Source organism: Arthrobacter sp., from assembly GCF_031179385.1.
In the GTDB taxonomy this organism is placed as follows: domain Bacteria; phylum Actinomycetota; class Actinomycetes; order Actinomycetales; family Micrococcaceae; genus Arthrobacter_D.
On record NZ_JAPSHV010000137.1, the window covers coordinates 1 to 6,343 of the forward strand.

The 6,343-nt window shown below is 63.3% G+C and carries 6 protein-coding genes; 5 read left to right on the forward strand and 1 reads right to left on the reverse strand.

The annotated features are described in order from the left end of the window. Positions 1 to 15: 15 nt before the first annotated feature. Positions 16 to 1,032, reverse strand: a complete 1,017-nt coding sequence (locus RIF85_RS13915; RefSeq protein WP_309072497.1) for a PHP domain-containing protein — start codon at positions 1,030 to 1,032, stop codon at positions 16 to 18. A 242-nt stretch (positions 1,033 to 1,274) separates the two neighbouring features. Here RIF85_RS13915 and uraD point away from each other — a divergent pair, with 242 nt between their 5' ends. The 5 genes from uraD to RIF85_RS13940 all read left to right on the forward strand — a co-directional run bounded on the left by uraD (position 1,275) and on the right by RIF85_RS13940 (position 6,244). Then, positions 1,275 to 1,769 (forward strand): 2-oxo-4-hydroxy-4-carboxy-5-ureidoimidazoline decarboxylase, encoded by a 495-nt coding sequence (gene uraD, locus RIF85_RS13920; RefSeq protein ID WP_309072498.1) that lies wholly within the window; start codon positions 1,275 to 1,277, stop codon positions 1,767 to 1,769. Continuing rightward, positions 1,766 to 2,107: a hydroxyisourate hydrolase gene (gene uraH, locus RIF85_RS13925; protein WP_309072499.1), complete on the forward strand. Its 342-nt coding sequence runs from the start codon at positions 1,766 to 1,768 to the stop codon at positions 2,105 to 2,107. The genes uraD and uraH overlap by 4 nt, the downstream gene beginning before the upstream one ends. Positions 2,108 to 2,109: 2 nt before the next feature. Beyond that, entirely contained in the window at positions 2,110 to 3,072 is a 963-nt protein-coding gene (gene pucL / locus RIF85_RS13930; RefSeq protein ID WP_309072500.1) for a factor-independent urate hydroxylase, read from the forward strand. Positions 3,073 to 3,183: 111 nt separating this feature from the next. Further along, the gene (locus RIF85_RS13935; protein ID WP_309072501.1) at positions 3,184 to 4,758 is read left to right on the forward strand and encodes a nucleobase:cation symporter-2 family protein; all 1,575 of its coding nucleotides are present in this window, start codon (positions 3,184 to 3,186) and stop codon (positions 4,756 to 4,758) included. A 136-nt stretch (positions 4,759 to 4,894) separates the two neighbouring features. Next, positions 4,895 to 6,244, forward strand: a complete 1,350-nt coding sequence (locus tag RIF85_RS13940; protein WP_309072502.1) for an 8-oxoguanine deaminase — start codon at positions 4,895 to 4,897, stop codon at positions 6,242 to 6,244. Positions 6,245 to 6,343 lie beyond the last annotated feature (99 nt).

Here is a 6,343-nt window from a genome sequence, read left to right on the forward strand (position 1 = left end):
CAGGCTGCCCTCAGCTCAGGAGCGTGCCCAGGTGAGCAGCTTGTCCAACGGCCAGGTGGTGATGATGCGGTCCGCGGGGACGCCGTTGGCTTCGGCTCGCTCTGCGCCGTACTGGAGGAAATCGAGCTGGCCTGGCGCATGGGCGTCGCTGTCGATGCTGAACAGGCAGCCTGCGTCGAGTGCCACCTGGATCAGGTCATCAGGAGGATCCTGACGCTCGGGTCGGGAGTTGATTTCAACGGCGACGTTGTTTTCGGCGCAGGCCGCGAAGACCCTCTGTGCGTCGAATTCGGATTGTGGGCGCTGCCCCCGCGAACCCTGTACGAGGCGCCCGGTGCAGTGCCCGAGGACATTGGTGTGGGGGTCGCGGATACCGCCGAGCATGCGCGCCGTCATGGTGCGGCGGTCCGAACGCAGCTTGGAGTGGACACTGGCTACGACGATGTCCAGGTGCCCGAGCATCTCCGGTGACTGGTCAAGCGTGCCGTCCTCAAGGATGTCCACCTCAATTCCCTTCAGCAGGCGGAAGCCGTCACCGCCGTCGTTGTTGATCTGTTCAACGATCCCGAGTTGCTCGGTGAGACGCTCGGCAGTGAGGCCGTTGGCGATCTTCAGGTTGGGGGAGTGGTCGGTGAGGGCAAGGTATTCGTGCTTGAGGGCGCGCGCCGCCTCGACCATGAGCGGAATGGGGCTGCCGCCGTCGGACCAGTCGCTGTGGCTGTGCAGGTCGCCGCGCAGGAGGGAACGCAGTTCCGAGCCGCCGTCCGCGAGAGCTGTCTGCGAGCGCTCGCGAAGATCGGTGAGATAGGTCGGGATCTCACCCGAAATCGCCTGGCTGATGACCTCAAACGAGCGCGCGCCGATCCCCTTCATGCGCTTGAGCCGGCCGTCGCGGGCACGCTGTGCGAGCTCCTCGGCGTCGAGGTCCGCAATCGCGGCGGCGGCCTTCCGGAACGCCTGGACCTTGAAGCTGGGAGCCAGTTCCCGTTCCAGCCAGAAGGCAATCTCGTTCAGGGCATCGGTGGCATTCATAGGCCCATCTTCTCCTATTCGCGCACCGGTAGCCCCCTGCGCGGGTGCGGATCTATGATGTGATCCGGATAACTCTTGACAACGACCGTGTGACGCGGACTACAATCAAATCGGAAACAAACTTCCACAATATAGAAATCCCCTGGTTTCTAACTATCGCCGGGACATCGAGTCAAATCGAATTTATTCGAGGGTAAGGGTGTTCAGCGCCGGCGATAGCGCTCTAACGAAAGCTGACACCCATGCGCCTTGAAACCCTCAATACGTGCTCCCCTGCAGAAGCCGCCGCACAGCTCGCTCCCTGCGTCGATGTTCCCCGATGGATCGATGCCATCGTTGATGCGCGGCCCTTCTCATCAGAAGCCGACCTGATTGCGTTTGCCGAGACAGCAGCGCACCCGTGGACGGAAGCCGAAATCGACGGCGCACTGGCGCACCACCCGCGCATCGGGGAGCGGGCGCAGGGCAACACCACTGAAGCCACCATGTCCCGCGGTGAGCAGGCCGGCGTCAGCACCGCCGTCGAAACCCAAAACGCACTCCTCGAAGGAAATCGCGCGTACGAGGAGAAGTTCGGCAGGGTCTTCCTGATCCGGGCCGCAGGACGAAGCGCCGATGACATCCTCACCGCGCTGAACCAGCGCCTGCACAATACGCCCGAGCAGGAGTTGGTCATCGTCTCCCAGCAACTGCGCGAAATCGCCGTCCTTCGACTCAAGGGGGTCCTTGCCGTATGAACCGCAGCCACATCACCACCCACGTGCTCGACACCGGAACCGGCCGTCCGGCCGTCGGCGTAGCCGCTCGGCTGGACAGGCACACGCCGGACGGCTGGTGGGAAGTTGCCAGAGGAATCACCGACGACGACGGCCGCATCACCTCCCTGGGCCCGGAGGCCGTGGAGGCTGGAACCTATCGGATCGATTTTGAAACCGGCCGCTACTTCGCTGCCGCCGGAACCGAAACCTTCTTTCCGTCCGTCTCCTTAATCTTTGAACTCACCGACCCGGCACAGCACTACCACGTGCCGCTTTTGATTAGTCCCTTCGCCTATTCCACCTACCGAGGAAGCTGACAATGACGACACCGACCATCGAATCAAACACCCCCGCAACCACGCCCTCAGGAGAGTCCGCAGCCGGTACCGGCCGCATCATCCTGGGCCGTAACCAGTACGGGAAGGCCGAATGCCGACTCGTCAAGATCACGCGGGACACCGCACGGCACTCGATCGAGGACCTCAACGTCACCTCGCAGTTGCACGGGGACTTTGAGTCCGCTCACACCGAGGGCGATAACTCGAAGGTTGTTGCCACCGACACCCAGAAGAACACCGTGTACGCCTTCGCCCGTGATGGCATCGGATCACCGGAGCAGTTCCTGCTGCGCCTCGGCAAGCACTTCACCGAGAGTTTTGACTGGGTTACCGGAGGGCGCTGGCAGGCGGAGCAGTATTTCTGGGAGCGCATCAACGATCACGATCACGCGTTCGCCCGGAACAAGTCGGAAACCCGCACCGCCGTCCTGCTCATCGAAAAAGGTGTACGGCACATCGTTGCCGGCATCCAGGACCTTACGGTCCTGAAGTCGACCGGTTCCGAGTTCCACGGCTTCCCGCGTGACCGGTACACCACGCTGCAGGAAACCACGGATCGCATCCTGGCCACCGACGTTACCGCCCGCTGGCGGTACACGCCGGATGCAACGACTGCTGATTTCAATGCCATCTACGCGAGTGTCCGCGGGATCCTCCTTGACGCGTTTGCCCAGACCCACTCCCTGGCACTGCAGCAGACGATGTACCAGATGGGCAAGCAGGTGCTCGAAGCACACCCCGAGATCGAGGAGATCAAGCTTTCCCTGCCGAACAACCATCACTTCCTCGTGGACCTCGAGCCATTCGGTCTCGACAACCCCGGCGAAGTGTTCTTTGCGGCCGACCGGCCGTACGGGCTCATCGAGGCAACCGTCGAACGCGAGCGGGACGGTGCCTCCTCCAGCGAGGCAGCAATCTGGGCAAACATCCCCGGATTCTGCTGAGAACGGTTGGGGCGGAAACCTGACAACGCCGCCCCAAACGCGAACGGCCGGACACCTGCACGTGTCCGGCCGTTCAACCAACTACTCATGTGAGACAAGGAAGTCATACTCATGAAAGCAGTCAGTTCCATGAAACACCAAGCCAAGTCCCAGCGCCGCCCCGAGGACGAAAGGTTGCCGCTTGGTCGATCATTCGCCTACGGGTTTCAGCACGTCCTCACCATGTACGGCGGAATTATCGCGGTACCGCTCATTGTCGGCACCGCAGCGGGCGTCTCGCAGGACGACATCGCCGTCCTGATCGCCTCCTGCCTCTTCGTCGGTGGAGCCGCCACCATCCTGCAAAGCTACGGCGTCAAGTTCTTCGGCTCGCAGCTTCCGCTGGTTCAGGGCGTCTCCTTCGCCGGCGTCGCCACCATGACCGCGATCATCAGCGGTGGCGGAGGCCTGCCGACGGTGTTCGGCGCGGTCCTCGTAGCAGCGGCGATCGGTCTCGTCCTCGCACCATTCTTTGCGAAGATCATTCGGTTCTTCCCGCCGGTTGTTACCGGCGTCATCATCACCACTATCGGGCTCACGCTCATGCCCGTTGCGGCCAACTGGGCCATGGGAGGAAACCGGAACGCTGACAACTATGGCAGCCTCACCAACATTGCGCTGGCCGCCGGAACCCTCGCCCTGGTGCTTCTCCTCAGCAAGCTGGGAAACGCAGCCATTTCCCGCCTCTCGATCCTGCTTGCCATCGTGGCCGGCACCATCATCGCCGCACTGTTTGGCCTCGCTGACTTCTCGAACGTCGGCAACGGCGCGATCTTCGCTTTCCCGCAGCCCTTTGCCTTCGGCTGGCCGGTGTTCGATGTCGCTGCGATCATCTCGATGACCATCGTGATCCTGGTCTGCATGACGGAGACGACGGCGGACATCCTCGCCGTGGGTGAAATCGCCCGGACGAAGGTTGATTCCCGCCGCATCGCCGACGGCCTGCGGGCTGACATGCTTTCGAGCGCGCTCGCCCCCGTCTTCAACTCCTTCCCGCAGACCGCTTTCGCCCAGAACGTGGGTCTGGTAGCCATCACGGGGATTCGCAGCCGCTACGTAGTCGCCGCGGGTGGTCTGATCATGGTTGTCCTCGGACTCCTGCCTATTCTGGGGCGCCTGGTTGCGGCAGTTCCGACCCCGGTGCTCGGCGGTGCGGGAATCGTCCTGTTCGGCACAGTGGCAGCGAGCGGGATCCGCACGCTGGCGAAGGTCGACTACGAGGGCAACATGAACCTGGTGATCGTTGCCGTAGCGCTCGCCTTCGGCACAATCCCCGTGGTCGCCCCCACCTTCTACGACGCCTTCCCCACCTGGTTCGGCATCATCTTCCACTCGGGCATCAGCTCCGCGGCAATCATGGCCGTACTGATGAACCTGCTCTTCAACCACCTGAAGGCTGGAAACCCGGAGCGCGCCTCCGTCTTCGTCGCCAGCCCGCCGCGCATGGTGCGGGAGGATGAACTCGCCGCGCTGCAGGACGGCGACAGCTTCCAGGGTGGCAAGCTGGTCGCTGCGGACGGCACGGAGATCCCCGTGGTGACCGCCGCCCAGTACCTTGTAGTCAAGGAGAAGCTGGACAAGGGCGAGATCAGCTGCGTCGACGACATCCGGAAGATCTGCGACGAGCCGCCCGGCCACCAGCACTAAAATCTCCTGCCTGCCTCTACCAGGAGGCAGGCAGGGATCCCTACCTGGATCAGCAGACAGGACCACTGAGCTGACGGCACACGCCGCCGTCGTCTCGGTGGTCCTGTGCCGTTTCGCCTTCACAAAGGAGAACGCAATGTCTGTACGAATCTGGATCCGAAACCCGTTGGCTATCTTCACGGCAAACGAAGACGACGCCGGCGGAGGGCTGGTGATCGAGGGCTCCACCATCGTGGAGCTTGTCGGTCAAGGAGCGAGCCCCACGGTCCCGTACGATTCAGTCTTCGAGGCGAGGGATCATGCAGTGCTTCCCGGCCTCATCAACACGCACCACCACTTCTATCAAACGCTCACGCGGGCCTGGGCTCCGGTGGTCAATGTGCCGCTGTTCCCGTGGCTGGTGAATCTCTACCCGGTCTGGGCGCGCCTCACTCCACGGGACCTGGAGCTGGCCACTACGGCGGCGCTCGCCGAACTGCTGCTCTCAGGGTGCACCACTGCCGCCGATCACCATTATCTGTTCCCTACCGGCATGGAGGACTCGATCGACGTCCAGGTGTCAGTCGTCCGGCGTCTCGGGATGCGCGCCACCCTGACCCGCGGGTCGATGTCTCTCGGCGAGGACGACGGCGGTCTCCCGCCGCAGCGGACAGTACAGGAGGCGGAGGTGATTCTGGCCGACAGCGAGCGGCTGATTTCCCGGTACCACGAGCGGGGAAACGGGGCACAGATCCAGATCGCGCTCGCGCCATGTTCGCCGTTCTCGGTCACTACGGACATCATGAAGGCAAGTGCGGCGCTGGCGGATCTGCATGACGTCCGGCTCCACACACATCTTGCCGAGACCCTGGATGAAGAAGAGTTCTGCCGGGAGCGATTCGGCTTTCGCACGGTCGACTACCTCGAGAGCGTGGGGTGGTTAGGGCCGCGAACCTGGCTGGCTCATGGGATCCATTTCGATGACGATGAGGTGTCCAGGCTGGGTGCAGCCGGCGTCGGTGTGGCACACTGCCCGACGTCGAATATGCGCCTGGCTTCCGGGATCTGCCGCGCCGTGGAGCTGGAGGAAGCAGGGGTTCCGGTAGGGCTGGGAGTCGATGGATCGGCCTCGAATGACGGGTCGAATCTCATGATGGAGGCCCGTCAGGCCCTTTATCTCCAGCGGTTGCGATACGGCGCGGAGCAAGTGACCCCGGAGCGGGTGCTGGGGTGGGCCACCCGAGGATCGGCGACGGCCCTGGGGCGTGCCGATATCGGCCAGATTGCGGTGGGGAAACAGGCAGATTTGGCGATGTACCGCCTCGATGATCTCCGATTTTCCGGGAGCCACGACCCTCTGTCCGCGTTACTCCTGTGCGGTGCGGACCGCGCCGACCGGGTGATGGTGGGCGGGCAGTGGCGGGTAGAAGACGGCGCCGTCGTCGGGCTCGATCTCGAAGCGCTGATCGCCGAGCACTCGGCGGCCGCTCGACGGTTGGTGGGCTGAGGGGTCTTCTCAGGACTGACAACAGGCGGAAGACTGAGGGGACCCACAACAAGCCGGAGGTAGCATGAAGCTGCAGCTTTCAGCGACTGTGCTGGATTC